Raw genomic sequence first — 17,355 nt, 5'->3', positions numbered from 1 at the left:
CTGTTATTTACTTAAATTTTCAACAATTCCTTCTAAAGAACCTTCAGACAACACTAAATTATTAGCATTTAAAATAGCGTAAGTGCTTAATTCTGAATTAGTTACAATATTAGAAGCCTTTAAATTGCGTGACGACAAATATACATTTTTATTTAAATCACCCAACACGAACAATGATTTTTTGTTCTCTAATCCTAAAGCTTTCAAAACGTTAATGAAATTTTTGGTGTTTGGTGTTTCAAAATTGAAGTCTTCCACAACTACTAAATTCGATTCTTTTACTTTTAAAGACAAAGCTGATTTACGAGCCAATCTTTTTAAGTTTTTGTTCAATTTGAAAGAGTAGCTTCTTGGTCTTGGACCAAAAACAGTTCCTCCACCTTTAAACAATGGACTCTTTTTAGATCCTGCACGAGCAGTACCTGTACCTTTTTGTTTTTTAATCTTACGAGTACTTCCGGTTACCTCAGCTCTTTCTTTCGATTTGTGAGTCCCTTGTCTTTGATTGGCTAAGTATTGCTTAACATCAAGATATACTGCGTGATTATTTGGCTCAATGCCGAATACTGAATCAGAAAGTTCAACTTTTCTTCCAGTATCTTTTCCGTTGATATCTAAAACTTTTACTTCCATTACTTCTGAATGATTACATAAGAGTTTTTGTGTCCAGGAATAGCACCTTTAACTACAAGTAAGTTCTTTTCAGCAACTACTTTTAAAACTCTAAGATTTTGTACTTTTACATTATCACCTCCCATTCTTCCGGCCATACGCATTCCTTTGAATACACGTGATGGATAAGAAGATGCTCCAACAGATCCCGGCGCTCTTAAACGGTTGTGTTGACCATGTGTAGATTGTCCAACCCCACCAAAACCGTGACGTTTAACAACCCCTTGGAAACCTTTCCCTTTTGATACACCTTGTACATCAACAAATTCTCCTTCGCTGAATACTTCCACAGTGATGTTATCACCTAATTTGTAGTTTTCTTCAAATCCTTGGAATTCAACGACTTTTTTCTTAGCAGAAGTTCCCGCTTTTTTAAAGTGACCTAAATCAGCTTTAGTAGCGTGTTTTTCTGATTTGTCATCGAAACCAAGTTGAAGAGCCTCATACCCGTCAACCTCTTTGGTTCTGACTTGGGTAACGACACAAGGACCAGCTTCGATTACTGTACAAGGAATGTTTTTCCCGTTTTCATCAAAGATGCTTGTCATGCCGATTTTTTTTCCAATTAACCCAGACATATTAAACTTATTTTAAATTACTAATTTTTGAATAGGGCATACTACCCCAATCGAGCGTGCAAAAGTATAATAATTATTTTAGAATGCAAACTATTGATTATCCTTTTTTTAAGATTTTTTTAAACTTCCCACAAAACAGCAAAATTCACTGCAAAACGGTATTGTCGAGTCCAAAAAAAACACATCAAACCCATAAAATAAAAAATCCGCCGGTCACCCGACGGATTTCATTTTTATGCTATACTAAGATCACACTTTGATCTCTACCTCTACACCACTAGGCAATTCAAGCTTCATTAAAGCATCAATTGTTTTTGATGAAGAACTGTAGATATCTAATAATCTTTTGTATGAACTTACTTCAAACTGCTCTCTCGCTTTTTTGTTAACGTGCGGAGAACGCAATACAGTAAATATTTTTTTGTGCGTAGGTAACGGAATTGGACCTGTTACAACAGCACCTGTGCTTTTCACAGTTTTTACGATTTTCTCAGCTGATTTATCCACCAACATGTGATCGTAAGACTTCAATTTTATTCTAATTTTTTGACTCATCTTGATAAAAATTAAGCGTTACCTTTTGCTTTTTTAATTACTTCTTCAGAAATATTAGAAGGAGTTTGTTCGTAGTGAGAGAACTCCATAGTGGATGTTGCTCTACCGGAAGACAATGTTCTTAATGTAGTAACATAACCAAACATTTCTGATAACGGAACGTGTGCTTTAATTGTTTTGGCACCTGCTCTGTCACCCATATCATTTACCTGACCTCTTCTTCTGTTCAAATCTCCAACGATATCTCCCATGTTTTCTTCAGGAGTAATCACTTCGATTTTCATGATTGGCTCAAGAATTACAGCTCCGGCAGCTTTTGCCACTTCTTTGTAACCCATTTTAGCAGCCAACTCAAAAGAAAGCGCATCAGAATCCACCGGGTGGTAAGAACCGTCTAACAAAGTAACTTTCAAACTATCTACTGTATATCCTGCTAAAGGACCTGTTTTCATAGCTTCTCTGAAACCTTTTTCAACAGCCGGAATGTATTCTTTTGGAACGTTTCCACCTTTTACCTCATTAACAAACTGTAACCCTACAAAACCAGCATCAGCAGGCTCTAAACGGAATACAATATCACCAAATTTACCACGTCCACCAGATTGTTTTTTGTAAACTTCTCTGTGTTGAGCAGACTTAGTGAAAGCTTCTTTGTACTCAACTTGAGGCTCACCTTGATTTACCTCAACTTTAAATTCACGCTTCATACGATCCACAAGGATATCTAAGTGCAACTCACCCATTCCCGAGATAATCGTTTGACCCGAAGCCTCGTCAGTTCTTACAGTAAAAGTCGGATCTTCTTCAGCCAATTTAGCCAAAGCCATACCCATTTTATCTACATCCGCTTTAGTTTTTGGTTCGATAGCGATACCAATTACCGGATCAGGGAATTTCATCGATTCAAGAATAATTGGGTGTTTTTCATCACACATGGTGTCACCGGTCTTGATATCTTTGAATCCAACTGCTGCTCCAATATCTCCAGCTTCGATGTATTCAATTGGATTTTGCTTGTTAGCGTGCATTTGGTAAATACGAGAGATACGCTCTTTTTGACCTGAACGTGTATTCAAGATGTATGAACCTGCATCTAAGCGCCCTGAATAAGCACGGAAGAAAGCCAAACGACCTACATAAGGATCGGTAGCAATTTTAAATGCCAAAGCCGCAAATGGCTCTTTTACGTCAGGACGACGAATAATTTTGGTTTGATCTTCTTCTAACAAATCAGCATCATCAGGATGAATTCCTTCGATTCCTTCTTTGTCTAACGGAGAAGGCAAATATTTACAAACAGCATCCAACATAAATTGAACACCTTTATTTTTGAAAGACGAACCGGCAATCATAGGAATAATAGCCATATCGATAGTAGCCGCTCTCAAAGCATTGTTGATTTCTTCTTCAGTGATAGAGTTTTCATCTTCCATGTATTTGTCAAGAAGATTTTCATCATACTCCGCTACCGCTTCGATCAAGATTGAACGATAAGCTTTCACTTCGTCAACCATATCAGCAGGAATATCAACAATATCAAAGGTAGCTCCTTGCGTAGCATCATGCCATACAATAGCTTGATTTTTCACTAAATCAACTACACCTTTAAAATCTGCTTCATCACCGATTGGCAAAGTAATCGCAACAGCATTTGATTTTAACATGTCACGAACTTGTTGACAAACATTCAAGAAGTTAGCCCCTTGACGATCCATTTTGTTCACGAATCCCATACGAGGAACTCTATATTGATCAGCTAATCTCCAGTTAGTTTCTGATTGAGGCTCAACACCGTCAACTGCCGAAAACAAAAACACCAATCCATCTAATACACGCAAAGAACGGTTTACCTCAACGGTAAAATCAACGTGTCCCGGAGTATCAATAATATTAAAGTGATAAGGTTTTGATTCAGGCGTTAATTTTCCTTGAACTGTTGGGAAATTCCACTCACAAGTAGTAGCTGCCGAAGTAATGGTAATACCTCTTTCTTGCTCTTGTGCCATCCAGTCCATTGTTGCAGCTCCATCGTGAACCTCACCTATCTTATGTGACTTTCCGGTGTAGAATAAAATACGCTCAGTAGTAGTGGTTTTTCCAGCATCAATGTGAGCTGCAATACCTATATTTCTTGTAAATTTTAAATCTCTAGCCATTTCTTAAATATTAAAATCTGAAGTGAGAGAACGCTTTGTTTGCTTCTGCCATTTTGTGAGTATCCATTCTCTTTTTAACAGCAGCACCTTCTTCTTTAGCCGCAGCTAAGATTTCAGAAGCTAATTTAGCAGCCATTGACTTTTCATTTCTTTTGCGAGCATAAAGGATCATCCATTTCATCGCCATTGAAATTTTTCTGTCAGGTCTGATTTGCATTGGAATTTGGAAAGTAGCTCCTCCAACACGGCGAGAACGAACCTCTACGTGCGGCATTACATTAGTCAATGCATCTTTCCAAACTTCTAATGAAGTTTTCTCATCATTGTTCTTTTTAGTTTCTACGATATCAATAGCATCGTAAAATACTTTGAAAGCTGTTGATTTCTTACCGTCCCACATTAAGTTGTTCACAAAACGCGTAACCAATTGGTCATTAAACCTTGGATCCGGTAAAAGAGGTCTTTTTTTGGCCTGTCTTTTTCTCATGTCTTTTCTTTAAAAGTTTTTAAAATTACTTTTTAGCTTCTTTTGGGCGTTTAGCACCGTACTTAGATCTTCTTTGTGTTCTTCCTGCTACACCTGAGGTATCAAGCGCACCACGCACAATGTGGTATCTAACTCCCGGTAAATCTTTTACCCTTCCGCCTCTCACTAATACTATCGAGTGCTCTTGTAAATTGTGTCCTTCTCCAGGGATGTAAGCATTCACTTCATTCCCGTTAGTCAAACGTACACGCGCTACTTTACGCATCGCAGAGTTTGGCTTTTTAGGAGTAGTAGTGTAAACACGCGTACAAACACCTCTTCTTTGAGGACAAGAATCTAAAGCAACCGATTTACTCTTCTTAGTGATTTGAGTTCTTCCTGTTCTTACTAATTGTTGAATTGTTGGCATAATTAAATACTAAAATTTCTTTATTTATTAAAATCCCGCTTTTTTAGGGGTTGCAAATGTAGTAATTATTTTTATTGAAACAAATCATAATTAATTAATTTTCAAACAGATTCTTTTTAGATTCTATTTGCCGCAATAAAAAGAGAATTTTTCCGTTATTTTGAAGCAAAGTCATACCGATTGAAAAAAAAAACTTTTCTTCTGTTCTTGTTAGTCATTTGCGGAAACATTTCTGCACAAAACACCTATTTGAAAATCTCAGGTCAAAACGATACAGAAAGTAAAATCATTGACAGCATTGGCTATGAAAAAAAGCATAAAAACCTTAAATCAATCAGCGATGAAAATGTTTTGTTTTTAGAAAAACTAAACAGAAATGGTTACTTAGACAGTAAAATCATCGAAAAAGTCAAGCTAAATGACTCTGTTTTCATATTCAAATACAGTCTTGAAAAAAGAATAAAATATGCACGCATATATATAGGTGTAAATTTTCAGGAATTTTTACCTGAGAATCACACCCTCAAAAACGACTCGGTTTTTATCTCATTCAACGAAATAACTTATTTATTATCAACCATTGTAAAAAAATTAGAAAGCAAAGGCTACGCAATGGCCAACACAAAGCTTTCTCAGATTGAAAAGAAAGAAGATTTCATTTCGGCAGTATTAACTTTAGACAAAGAACGAAAAAGGAATATTAACGACATCGTGATTAACGGCTACCCTAAATTTCCGGAAGGCCATAAAAAGAACATGTTGCGTTTGTACAAAAACAAAACCTTTAACCAAAATGGCTTGGATAAAATTTATACCGACTTTGAAAAATACCGCTTTGTAAAACAACAGAAATATCCCGAAATATTATTCACCAAAGATTCGACCAAAATCTATGTGTATTTAGAAAAAGCCAAACCTAATTCATTCGACGGCTATCTTGGATTTACCAATGACGACAATGAAAAATTAGTAGTGAGCGGCTATTTGGATTTAACACTCAACAACATTTTAAATTCGGGAGAAAAAATTGCTTTGTATTGGAAAAGTGACGGACAAGATCAAAAAACCTTCAATCTTGGCTTAGAACTTCCTTATTTGTTTAAAAGCCCACTGGGACTTAAAGCAGAATTAAATATTTTCAAACAAGACAGCACCTTTCAAAATACAAGAACAAATTTAGAACTCGGATATTACTTCAATTACAATACCCGAGTTTACTTAGGCTATCAATCTACCGAATCAAGTGACATCCAAAATGTAAATTCAGCTTCAATCAACGACTTCGAGAGCTCATTCATTACGTCATCATTGGAGCTTGCAAACTTTACCAATTCCGATTTTTTATTTCCAGAAAAAACCAACATTAACCTCAAAATAGGAACAGGAAAAAGAAACGCTAATTCCGGCAATGAAAACCAATTTTTTATCAACTTATCCGCCAAACACAATTTTTATCTTAATTCGAAAAACATCATCCATTTTAAAACTCAAAATTTTTACCTGAAAAGCAACCAATACATCACTAACGAACTCCATCGATTTGGCGGTATTAATTCATTTCGCGGGTTTAACGAAAACAGCCTTCAAGCCAACACACTAACCTCTTTACTTTCGGAATACCGCTATCTGGCCACTCCCAACTTATACATTCATACCATACTTGACTATGGTTATTTTAACGACAACACCACCAACACAAAGGAAAATCTTTTAGGTCTTGGATTAGGCTTCGGACTATTAACCAAGAATGGTCTTTTTAACATTATTTACGCCAACGGCAGCACCAAAAACCAAGACGCAAAACTATCAAATTCGATAGTTCACATTAGCTTCAAAGCTAATTTTTAAATAGTTAAAAAATTAAGAATAATAATTAACATTTCATTAGGATTTTTAAGATTTATTTAAGACTTTTGGTTAACTAATTATAACCAAATTAAATAATGAAAACAAAGTTAAATGGATTCTTGACGCTTTTTATAGCGTTATTGGTGCAGATTTCTTTTGCACAAGAAAGGATTGTTACTGGTGTTGTTACGGATAACAGCGGTATGCCTATTCCGGGAGTTAATGTTCTTGTTAAAGGAACAAAAATGGGGACTCAAACCGATTTTGACGGTAAGTTCAGCATTAGTGCCACTCCAACACAAACATTAGTCTTTAATTTCGTTGGTATGAGATCACAAGAAATTGTTGCATCTTCTACAACAATCAACGTAAAAATGAAAGATGATGCTGTTGAATTGGAAGGTGTTGTTGTAACAGCTTTAGGAATTAAGAGAGAGAAGAAAGCTTTGGGGTACGCGGCAACAACAATTGGCAAAGAGCAAATCACCAATGTTACCACTAACAACCCTTTAGAATCGTTATCCGGAAAAATTGCGGGGGTTGACATTTCTGCACCTAATCAACCGGGAGCATCTACGAAAGTTATTGTCAGAGGGATTGGTTCCATCACCGGAACAAACCAACCTTTGTATGTTGTTGACGGAACTCCTTTAAACAACACTTTCAATGGTTCTACCAGTACAACAAGATCTTTTGATGTTGGTACAGGTATAAATGATTTGGACCCTAACAGCATTGAAAATATCACTTTCTTGAAAGGCGCAGCTGCAACTGCATTATACGGTTCAAGAGCCTCAAGAGGTGCCATCATTATCACTACGAAGAAAGGGAAAAACCAATCTAAGATAAATGTTGATTATGTAACCACTGTAGAGATGAGTGAAATTGCTAAAGTTCCAAATTTTCAAAACCAATTTGGTCAAGGATGGAATGGTCAAGGTTACTCTGCTCTACCCTCAGGTGCCGGACCAAGTAATGAAAATGGTTCATGGGGTCCTTTATTTAATGGCGAAATAAGACCATGGGGAACGGTTTATAACAACTCTCAACAAATCAAGCCTTATGTTGCATTAAAAGACAACTACAAAGATTTTTTTGACACGGGCTTGATGCATACAAATTCAGTTATTGTGAGTGGTGGTAGTGATTTCTCTGATTTTTCTTTCGGCTTTACAAACTCTAACAACAACGGTATTATCCCAACGGAATCAGACGCCTTGGTTAAGAGAGCATTTACTTTTAATGGTGGTTTAAAGAATGACAAAGGAGCTATCAGAGCAAGTATTAACTACACTAACCGAGAACAAAATGCTGTAAACACAGGTCAAGGTGATGAAGCAGGGGAAGGATCTACGTTAATTCAAGAAATGCTACAAATTCCTAGAGATATAAGCATTGTCGACTTAGCGGATTACACCAACAATCCATTCAACAACAACAGTTATTATTTTACACCTTACGCAGGAAATCCATATTGGACATTAAATGAAAATTCAACTAAAATAATTGGCCACAATTTATTTGGGAACATTAACTTTTTCAAGAAAATAAATAATGAATTCTCTGCAACTTGGCAAGTAAGTGGTAATTACCGTAACGAAAGCCTAAAAAGCTACGGTGCTATTGTAAATTATACAGAAGGGTCACCACAAGATTTAGCAGGCACAATCCCTGTGGTTGGTGGAGTTACTGAGGGAAGATTTACAAATACTGAGTTTGATACTTTCTTCAACTTAAATTATGAAAAATCTTTGAGTGACAGTTTTAGGTTAAACTTGTTATTAGGTTATAACTACAATCAAAGGGAATCCAACACCCTTCAAGCTGCTGTTACAGGTTTGGATGTACCAAACTACTACGAGTTAGTAAATAGTGCTAACAGACCAGTAATCAACCAGAACGACATCATGAGAAGAACCATGGGTATCTATGGTCAAGCTGAGTTGTCTTACAAAGAAAAATTATTTTTAACATTAAGTGGAAGAAATGATAAATCATCAACACTTCCTAGTGCTAACAACTCTTATTTTTATCCTGCTGCTTCACTAAGTGGTGTTGTTATTGATAAAGGAACCAACTATTTAAAATTGCGTGCCGCTGTATCACAAGTAGCTGGTGACACCAACCCATACTTAACAGAATCTTCATTAGTTACCGGTAATGCTGCAGCAAACTTTGGCATTATTGCTTCTCCACTTGGTGGTGTAAACTATTACGAATTAGGTGGAGTCTTAGGAAACATTAATCTTAAACCGGAGATGACAACTGAGTTTGAATTTGGTGTCGAAGGTAGCCTTTTTAGTAAAAAAATAACCTTTGACGCTTCATATTACAACAGAAAAACGGATGACCTTATTGTATCTGTTCCTCTTGACCCGTCAACCGGATATACTACACAAGCCACTAACATCGGAACAGTGGTAAACAAAGGGGTAGAATTAACTTTAGGTTTTACGCCTATCAAAAACGATAACTTTTCTTGGAATGTAAATTATACATTTGCAAAGAACAACAATGAGGTAACTGAAATCAACAATGGATCAAGAATCGACATTACCAGTGCTTACGGGATAACTTTTTCTGCTGAAGAAGGGAGACCAATCGGCTCATTCTATGCTAGAGTTCCTGTGGTAAACAGTGATGGTCAATATGTAGTAAACCCTGATACAGGATATTACGTAGTTACTGATGAGGAGCAATACATCGGCGATGGTCAAAGAGATTTTATTATGGGGCTTCAAAATAGCTTACGCTACAAAAACTTCATTTTGAATTTTGCCTTTGATTGGAAACAAGGTGGTGAAATGTATTCATATACCAAAAGATTATCAGGGTTCGTTGGTAATGGAATTGAAACCACTTATAACGATAGAAATCCATTTATCATTCCTAACTCTGTCGTTGATAATGGTGATGGAACCTATTCTGAAAACACCACACCAATTAGTTTTGAGAACGTAACTAACTATTGGGGTAATACTACAAACAATCCAGGTATTGAAAAAGACCACTTAATCGACAAAACATTTATCCGTTTAAGGGATATAAGTTTATATTACAACCTTAATGACCGTTTTGTAAAAAAACTTGGTCTTACTAAGTTTACGATAGGCGTTTACGGAAGAAATTTGTTCTTATGGACTCCTAAAGACAACCCATATGTAGATCCGGAATCAACCAGTTATGGTAATGATTTATTGAGTGAGTTCGGAGAGTTTGGAACCAATCCTTCTCAAAGAAACTATGGTGGAACAATTAAAATATCATTCTAAAAATAGAATTATGAAAAAAATTTTTATAACATTAGCTTCAGTTGCTTTATTATTTTCATGTAGTGATGATGACTTTGATATCAACAGAGATCCGGATAATTTAGACCCTAACAGTATCTCAATGTCAGTTCAGTTACCAGCAGGATTAGTTGGTGTAGCTGGGGCTCAAGGATCATATTACGCCTTAATTGGCGGGTTTTGGTCACAGTATTGGACGCAAAGCAACGCTTCCAACCAATACAAAGAAATTGACGATTATTCAATAGGTACGAATGACTATACGGCCGGATGGGCAGCAATGTATGATGCATTAGGCGATATTAGAAATGTAAAAAGATTGGCCGAAGAACAAGAAAACTGGAACTATTATTTGATAGCAACCACTATGGAAGTTCATGCTTCTCAAATCATGGTCGATTTGTACGATCAGATTCCTTACACTGAAGCTAACAACAGAAATATTCTGACACCTCATTTCGAAACAGGTGAAGAAGTTTATGCACTTATGATTGCCGATTTAAAAGAAGCATTGGCAAAAGATTTCTCCGCTTCAGGTGCTGGACCAGCTTCAGACGATTTTGTTTTTAGTGGAAATATGGCTAACTGGAAAGGATTTGCTAATTCTTTATTATTGAAACTTTACTTAAGACAAACTGAAGTTAATGCCAGTGCTGCTCAACAAGGAATTACAGAATTATTAAACTCTGGTGTTTCATTTTTGGATGCGGATGCAGCAATCACTCAGTTTGAAGATGCCCCAGACAGAAGTAATCCACTTTATGAAAGCGACAGAAGACAGTTGAATACAGCTACAAATTTAAGAGCTAGTACAACACTTTTTTCCTTATTTACTGATAATTCAGACCCTAGAAAACCATTCTATTATAATACTGGTATTTCTTTAAATCAAGGAGATTTTAATAATTCAGCTGTAGCACCTGCTTCAGTTTCTGTTGTCCGCTTAGAACCTACTACCGCAGTATATTTTATGAGCAGAGAAGAAAGCTTATTCTTGCAAGCCGAAGCCTTAGAGAGGTATGCAGGAGGTGCAGGAGCCAAAGAAAAATATGACGATGGTGTTATCGAAGCTTTCAGTAAGTATGGGTTGAATGGAAATTCATTTGTTGCAGCGGGTGGTGTATATGAGTATCCTAACACAGGAACTTTTGCCAACAAACTGAAATCAATTATTACACAAAAATGGATTGCTGGTTTCCCCGGCAATGGTTTTGAATCATTCTTTGAACAAAATAGAACAGGTTATCCAAGTATCTCTGCCGTTCCGCAATCAAATGCAGCGTATGTGTCCGGAGAGTTGTCTTATTCAGTAACAGGTACTACGGGTGGTGCTTTCCCAAAAAGACTGGTATTTCCGAGTACCGTAGCTACCAGAAACCCAAACACACCTAGTTTAGTACTTATCACAGTCCCGGTTTGGTGGGATGTTAATTAAAAAATAGTTATGAAAAAAGTAATTTTAAGCTTATTATTCATCAGCACTTTTCTAGTGTCTTGTGATGAGAATTCAACTGCCGATGTATCTAAAGTAACCAATTATCCAGAGTTTACTTTATTGGGAGATGAAATTGTTTATGTTCAGAAAGGATCTGCTTACACAGATGCCGGTGTAATTGTAACTGAAGGCGGTGTTGAAATACCTTATCAAACAACCATAGTTGGTGACTTTAGAGGTGGAACAACTATTGATACAGACGTTGTTGATATCTATCGTGTTATTTATTCAGCTCAAAATCAGGACGGTTTTTCGGGATCTGTTGCAAGAACTGTAATTGTTTACGAAGATAGTGACTTAACCACAAGTATTGCTGGTTTATACAAATCTACAGTAGTTCGAAATGGCGTTGCCTCTGCCCAATACACCAATATGGAATATGTATTGGTTTGGAAAAATACAAATGGCACTTATAGCATGTCTGACGGTATTGGTGGTTATTATGCCATAGGAAGAGCATACGGTGTTGGCTATGCAGCCGGACCGGTAACAATTACGGCTAATGATATCTCAACTAACAGCTATGCTCCAATTCCAAGTTTTGGCGTTGGCGCTTTTGGCGGTACTGCAGTAATGAGTGGTCTTACAGCCAATCCAAGTGCTAATACTTTATCTTTTTCAACTGAATGGGATGCTGGGTATACGTTTGTGGTAACTATGACTAAAGTTGTATTATAAATTAAAAAATGAAAAAAATGAAAATTTTGAAAAATAGTCTAATAGTTAGTTTATTTCTGTCATTAACACTTGTTTCCTGTGACGAGGGAGGTGATCCAAGTCCTGGCGGAACAGCTACCGAAAAATTTGCCGGAGACTGGCACATCATAGCTTTTGAACCGGACGGCCAAACACCTGCTTTTGGAGGTGATTACAACTTATTTTCCACCTACAACGCATCATCAAACGATGAAAATTTCTGGATTGATGATCACGACAGTTGGATGGAAATCAAAACCAAAGTTCAAGCAACAGATTTCAGAAACTTAACCTTTTCCGGTCAACCTAACTCTCCTGAACTTTACACGGGCGGTACGGTTACGGTAACTAACGGTAAAATCTTAAAAGCTGCAGCGCAATCCTTTGGCGGACACGTGGTAGACAGTATCTACTTTGAAGCTGAATTCGATTGGGATCCGGGAACTGTTTACAAGTTTGCCGGTCACAAAAGAACCGGTTTCTTGGAAGATGAATTACCTTAATGTCTATCTGATATAGAATCTAAAACCACCAGTTTTCACTGGTGGTTTTTTTATATCTTTGCGCCATGGAAAAAGAAAATCAAATCTTCGGAATCAGAGCCATTATAGAAGCCGTAAACGCCGGTAAGGAAATCGATAAAGTCTTTATTCAAACCGATGCGCAAGGCGAATTGATGCAAGAACTGCTCAAAACCCTGAAAAAAAACAGCATCAATTTCTCATACGTTCCCGTAGAAAAACTCAATCGTTTAACCGCTAATAACCACCAAGGTGCAGTGGCTACCATTGCCCCTATTTCCTTCGTTAATTTGGAAACCTTAGTAGACAGCGTTGTGGAAAGCGGCAAAACACCTTTATTCTTAATCCTCGACCAACTCAGTGATGCCCGAAATTTCGGTGCCATTATCAGAACTGCCGAATGTACAGGCGTTGACGGTATTATAGTGCAAAAAACCGGTTCTGCTCCCGTAAACGGTGACACCGTAAAAACCTCTGCCGGAGCCGTTTTCAATGTGCCGATTTGCAAAGTTGATCACATCAAAGACGCCATTTTTTACCTGCAAGGCAGTGGCATCAAAACCGTAGCCGCCACCGAAAAAACCGAAGACAGCCTATACAGTCTAAACCTCAACGAACCCGTTGCCATCATCATGGGTAGCGAAGACCGCGGCATCAACCCATCAGTGTTGAAAATAGTAGATGAAAAAGCCAAATTGCCTATGTTCGGCACTATCGGTTCCTTAAATGTTTCTGTAGCCTGCGGTGCGTTTCTTTACGAAACAGTTCGCCAAAGACAATAATCACCTCTCTTATATTTAATATTAAAAGCGAAAGGCTCGGGATTTATCCCAAATCCTTGTTCCCGCTTTACACGCTACATGGTAGCTGCTCCAATCGGGGCTAAAGAGCTATCTATTCGGCTAACTTGTCATCGTCTGTCGCTGCTTTGTAGGTGTAAACATAATTTACTGTAGTTGCAGGAGTTTCTTCTTCAATTTCCTCAGTTTCTGGCGTATTGACAAAGTTGCCGTTCTCATCAAAATGCTTCATAAACATATCGTCTTCCGGGTTAAAATCGGGTTTCTCCCATTCATATTGGATGGCTTTTTTATAATCGGGGGTTTTAAAAATAGCTGCAAAAACAAAACCGGTTAAGAATCCGGCCAAATGGCCTTCCCAGGAAATTTGTCGGTCAACCTCAGGAAATACATACCAGATCATGCCGCCGTACAACATCACCACCGTAAGCGATAACGCCATGAGTCGGTAATACTGTGTCATCATCCCTTTAAAGAAAATAAAAGACACCAACACATAAATCAAACCGCTGGCACCAATGTGATAGGATTCGCGCCCAATAACCCAAGTGATCAATCCGGAAAACACAATTCCGTAAACCAACACCTTGAGTGAGATATCGCGGTAAAAATAAATCAGCGCCGCTGTTAAAATAAACAACGGAAACGTATTGTTGGCTATGTGATTCAAATCGCCGTGCAAAAACGGACTCAAAACTACGCCTTGCAAGCCTTCCAAAGTTCGGGGATAAATACCGTGTGAGGTCCAATCCAAATTAAATCGATCTTCCGCTAAAAAAACGCTCCAAATAACCAACACGAGAAAAACCGGCACTATCCAAACCGAAGGCGTAAATTTAAAATGATGCTGATCGTTCATAGGTTTAAAATAACTTCTTTGACTTGTCAAAAACACCGCCAAGATAAAAATAGTGCTAAATTGTCAGTTTACGGTATTTTTTAAAAAGTTTAAAAGAAGCCTTTCGTTTGTGTTTAGCCCCGATGGGAGAAGTTATCCCCGATACTTCGGGATAACTCGGACAGCGGGAACACGATTTAAAAAATGCCCGAACGTTTGGCTCCTAAACTTCATAAAAATTGTATTTTTACCGCATGGAAGCACCTTTGGCAGAACGCATCAGACCGCAGCGATTGGAAGACTACATCAGTCAGTTACACTTGGTAGGCGAAAACGGTTCGTTAACCCAGCAAATTGCTCGCGGCGTTATTCCGTCGATGATTTTTTGGGGTTCACCGGGCACGGGCAAAACCACTTTGGCGCAGATTATTGCCAAGCAAAGCAACCGTCCGTTTTACGAGTTGAGCGCCATTAACAGCGGGGTGAAAGACATCCGCGACGTGATTGAAAAAGCGAAACAAAGCGGCGGCTTATTTACCGCCAAAAACCCGATTTTGTTCATAGACGAGATCCATCGTTTTAGCAAATCACAACAAGATTCTTTATTGGCAGCAGTGGAAAAAGGTTGGGTAACGCTCATAGGTGCTACGACTGAAAACCCAAGTTTTGAGGTGATTCCCGCTTTGTTGTCACGTTGTCAGGTGTATATTTTGAATCCGTTTTCCAAGGAAGACTTATTGGCTTTGTTGCACCGCGCGATGAAGGAAGACAAAATCATTTCCGCTAAAAAAATCAAATTAAAAGAAACCGAAGCCTTACTGCGACTTTCGGGCGGAGACGGACGCAAACTATTGAATATTTTTGAACTCGTGGTTAACGCCAGCCCTGAAGGTCAAATTACAATTACCAACGACAAAGTATTGGAATTGGTGCAGCAAAACACCGTATTGTATGACAAAACCGGAGAACAACATTACGACATTGTTTCGGCTTTTATCAAATCCATCCGCGGTAGTGACCCGAATGGCGCTGTTTATTGGCTGGCGCGCATGATTGAAGGTGGCGAAGATGTGAAATTCATCGCCCGCAGAATGTTGATTTTATCCAGTGAAGATATCGGCAATGCCAATCCCACGGCTTTTATCATGGCCAACAATACCTTCCAAGCCGTTTCCACCATTGGCTATCCGGAGAGCCGAATTATACTGAGCCAGTGTGCGATTTACTTAGCCACATCGCCCAAAAGCAATGCAAGTTACATGGCTATAGGCGAAGCGCAAGCTTTGGTGAAACAAACCGGCGATTTATCGGTACCGATTCATTTGCGCAACGCACCTACTAAACTAATGAAGGAATTGGGTTATGGCGAAGAATACCAATATTCGCACAACTATGCCAACAATTTTTCGGAACAGGAATATTTACCTGATGAAATCAGGAATACAGATTTCTACAAACCGGGAAATAATGCTCGAGAAAACGAAATGCGTACCTTTTTGAAAAATCGTTGGAAAGATAAGTACGGGTATTAGTTTTGGTTTTTAAAACTTCAAATTAATCGGTTCTGACACCAAATTTCCGTTATTGTAATATTCAAACACCCATTGTCCGTCTTTGAGTAATACGGTTCCGTTTACCCCATTTTTATCGGCCATAAACACATTCTTTTGGGAAGTGTTGTACAAACGCATGATTACTTTGGGCTCATTGTCAACCACTTGATAACCGTTAGCAGTTGGTTGGGCAAAAAAGAAAACATTGTTATTCGGTTTTGATTCGATTTTATTGTCAACCACTCTTACAACCGACTTTTCGTTTGTGTTTGGAATGGCAACTGCTTCTGTCTTGGTTTCGGAAACCCTAACAACTGGTTTTTCAACTGTTGTTGGTTGAAATGGCAATGATTTGCCTTCATACTTATAGTTCAAAGTTTCAAACGACTTGGCTGCAGCTCTCAAGGCTTGATTATACGCTATAGAATATTGTTTCTCGCGACTGGTTCCAAGTTCGGTTTGGTAAACAATATTGCCTTTGCAATCCTTTAAAGCCACTCTGACTTTGGTAACCATGATACCGCTTTCATTGATTAGATCAGCCGTTAAAAAATCACAGCGATTAACCGTATCATCTGCAAAAGATTCATCACTGAAATACGCTTTGAAACCATATTTTTGAAGCAACAACTTTACAGCAGTATTTAGCCCAAACCGGTCATCTGATTTAAAACTGTCAAACTTTTTGGGTACAATTACGTATTGGTAATTATTAACTCCCTGAGAGTAAGACATAAAAGACACAAACAGTAACAAGAGTGCTATTTTTTTCATTACAATATTTTTTTTAATTCTGTTAGATGGTTAATTTTTTTAAAGGTTGCTCCAAAATGGGTGTTTTTTTCATCAAACAAAATGGCTTCCATTCCGAAATCTATGGCACCGCGAACATCCGCATCAATACAATCGCCTATCATTAAGGCATTTTCTTTTTCAACTTTAGCCAAAGATAACGCAAATTCGAATATGTTACGGTGTGGTTTTTTTACGCCGGCCATTTCCGAATTGGTTACGGTTTTAAAATAACCCTCTAAACCGGAATTGGCAATTTTTTTATATTGTACTTCGGCAAAACCATTGGTAATGATGTGTAAATTGTATTTGGGCAACAAATAGTCTAACACTTCCAAAGCCCCTTCGAAAAGCTGGTTGTTCTCCGGTAAAAAAGCAATGTAATCATGGGCAATTTTATCGATGTCTTCATCAGAGATTTCGTATTGCAATGCATCAAAAGACTGTTTCAATCGTTGGTAACGCAATTCTTCGTGCGTCATTTTATCCACTTGATACAATTTCCAACAAGCCTGATTGATAGGCGCATAAACTGCTACAAACTGATGGGTATCAATAGTAGGATGTTGTTCTTTAAATATCTTATCAAAAGCCAAAACCGAATTGGCGTCAAAATCCCAAAGCGTATGATCGAGATCAAAAAAAATATCAGTGATGTGTTTCAT

Annotated in this window: 16 protein-coding genes; 7 read left to right on the top strand and 9 right to left on the bottom strand. The window is 37.8% G+C overall.

Going from position 1 to position 17,355, the window contains the following annotated elements:
* Nucleotides 1-3 precede the first annotated feature (3 nt).
* The 6 genes from rplD to rpsL form a co-directional block, all read right to left on the bottom strand.
* Nucleotides 4-633, bottom strand: coding sequence for a 50S ribosomal protein L4 (gene rplD, locus ACJG85_RS05595; protein ID WP_412477121.1), 630 nt, complete (start codon nt 631-633; stop codon nt 4-6).
* The gene (rplC, locus tag ACJG85_RS05590; protein WP_295338639.1) at nt 633-1,250 is read right to left on the bottom strand and encodes a 50S ribosomal protein L3; all 618 of its coding nucleotides are present in this window, start codon (nt 1,248-1,250) and stop codon (nt 633-635) included. Before rplC ends, rplD begins: the two co-directional genes overlap by 1 nt.
* 249 nt (nt 1,251-1,499) lie before the next feature.
* Nucleotides 1,500-1,805 carry a 30S ribosomal protein S10 gene (rpsJ, locus tag ACJG85_RS05585; RefSeq protein WP_026710316.1) on the bottom strand — a complete coding sequence of 102 codons (306 nt, stop codon included), beginning with the start codon at nt 1,803-1,805 and terminating at the stop codon, nt 1,500-1,502.
* Between the two features lie 11 nt (nt 1,806-1,816).
* Nucleotides 1,817-3,961: an elongation factor G gene (fusA, locus tag ACJG85_RS05580; protein WP_409676921.1), complete on the bottom strand. Its 2,145-nt coding sequence runs from the start codon at nt 3,959-3,961 to the stop codon at nt 1,817-1,819.
* 10 nt (nt 3,962-3,971) lie between these two features.
* The gene (gene rpsG / locus ACJG85_RS05575) at nt 3,972-4,448 is read right to left on the bottom strand and encodes a 30S ribosomal protein S7 (protein ID WP_131476300.1); all 477 of its coding nucleotides are present in this window, start codon (nt 4,446-4,448) and stop codon (nt 3,972-3,974) included.
* 25 nt (nt 4,449-4,473) lie between these two features.
* Nucleotides 4,474-4,857 carry a 30S ribosomal protein S12 gene (rpsL, locus tag ACJG85_RS05570; RefSeq protein WP_007136570.1) on the bottom strand — a complete coding sequence of 128 codons (384 nt, stop codon included), beginning with the start codon at nt 4,855-4,857 and terminating at the stop codon, nt 4,474-4,476.
* Nucleotides 4,858-5,037: 180 nt separating this feature from the next.
* On the opposite strand from rpsL, the gene ACJG85_RS05565 reads away from it, so the two are divergent.
* The 6 genes from ACJG85_RS05565 to rlmB all read left to right on the top strand — a co-directional run bounded on the left by ACJG85_RS05565 (nt 5,038) and on the right by rlmB (nt 13,489).
* Nucleotides 5,038-6,705 carry a hypothetical protein gene (locus tag ACJG85_RS05565; protein ID WP_412477120.1) on the top strand — a complete coding sequence of 556 codons (1,668 nt, stop codon included), beginning with the start codon at nt 5,038-5,040 and terminating at the stop codon, nt 6,703-6,705.
* Between the two features lie 95 nt (nt 6,706-6,800).
* A complete protein-coding gene (locus ACJG85_RS05560; protein WP_412477119.1) occupies nt 6,801-9,977 on the top strand; it encodes a SusC/RagA family TonB-linked outer membrane protein in 3,177 nt (1,058 codons plus the stop codon).
* A gap of 121 nt (nt 9,978-10,098) precedes the next feature.
* Nucleotides 10,099-11,430, top strand: coding sequence for a SusD/RagB family nutrient-binding outer membrane lipoprotein (locus tag ACJG85_RS05555; protein ID WP_412477118.1), 1,332 nt, complete (start codon nt 10,099-10,101; stop codon nt 11,428-11,430).
* 9 nt (nt 11,431-11,439) lie between these two features.
* Nucleotides 11,440-12,168 (top strand): immunoglobulin-like domain-containing protein, encoded by a 729-nt coding sequence (locus ACJG85_RS05550; protein ID WP_412477117.1) that lies wholly within the window; start codon nt 11,440-11,442, stop codon nt 12,166-12,168.
* Nucleotides 12,169-12,185: 17 nt separating this feature from the next.
* Complete coding sequence (locus ACJG85_RS05545; protein WP_412477116.1) at nt 12,186-12,689, top strand: lipid-binding protein; 504 nt, start codon at nt 12,186-12,188, stop codon at nt 12,687-12,689.
* Nucleotides 12,690-12,754: 65 nt separating this feature from the next.
* A complete protein-coding gene (rlmB, locus tag ACJG85_RS05540) occupies nt 12,755-13,489 on the top strand; it encodes a 23S rRNA (guanosine(2251)-2'-O)-methyltransferase RlmB (RefSeq protein WP_409680184.1) in 735 nt (244 codons plus the stop codon).
* 112 nt (nt 13,490-13,601) lie between these two features.
* On the opposite strand, the gene ACJG85_RS05535 is transcribed toward rlmB, so the two are convergent.
* On the bottom strand, nt 13,602-14,366 hold the full coding sequence (locus tag ACJG85_RS05535) for a rhomboid family intramembrane serine protease (RefSeq protein WP_412477115.1): 765 nt from the start codon (nt 14,364-14,366) through the stop codon (nt 13,602-13,604).
* Nucleotides 14,367-14,599: 233 nt separating this feature from the next.
* On the opposite strand from ACJG85_RS05535, the gene ACJG85_RS05530 reads away from it, so the two are divergent.
* Nucleotides 14,600-15,877 carry a replication-associated recombination protein A gene (locus ACJG85_RS05530; protein WP_324692057.1) on the top strand — a complete coding sequence of 426 codons (1,278 nt, stop codon included), beginning with the start codon at nt 14,600-14,602 and terminating at the stop codon, nt 15,875-15,877.
* A gap of 9 nt (nt 15,878-15,886) precedes the next feature.
* Here ACJG85_RS05530 and ACJG85_RS05525 read toward each other — a convergent pair whose 3' ends face one another.
* Both ACJG85_RS05525 and ACJG85_RS05520 read right to left on the bottom strand, forming a co-directional pair.
* The gene (locus ACJG85_RS05525) at nt 15,887-16,672 is read right to left on the bottom strand and encodes a hypothetical protein (RefSeq protein ID WP_409680190.1); all 786 of its coding nucleotides are present in this window, start codon (nt 16,670-16,672) and stop codon (nt 15,887-15,889) included.
* Nucleotides 16,672-17,355: a YjjG family noncanonical pyrimidine nucleotidase gene (locus ACJG85_RS05520; protein WP_409680193.1), complete on the bottom strand. Its 684-nt coding sequence runs from the start codon at nt 17,353-17,355 to the stop codon at nt 16,672-16,674. The genes ACJG85_RS05525 and ACJG85_RS05520 overlap by 1 nt, the downstream gene beginning before the upstream one ends.

It is taken from the genome of Flavobacterium mekongense (assembly GCF_047038255.1).
Classification (GTDB): Bacteria; Bacteroidota; Bacteroidia; order Flavobacteriales; family Flavobacteriaceae; genus Flavobacterium; species Flavobacterium mekongense.
This window is presented reverse-complemented; position numbering and strand designations above follow the sequence as displayed.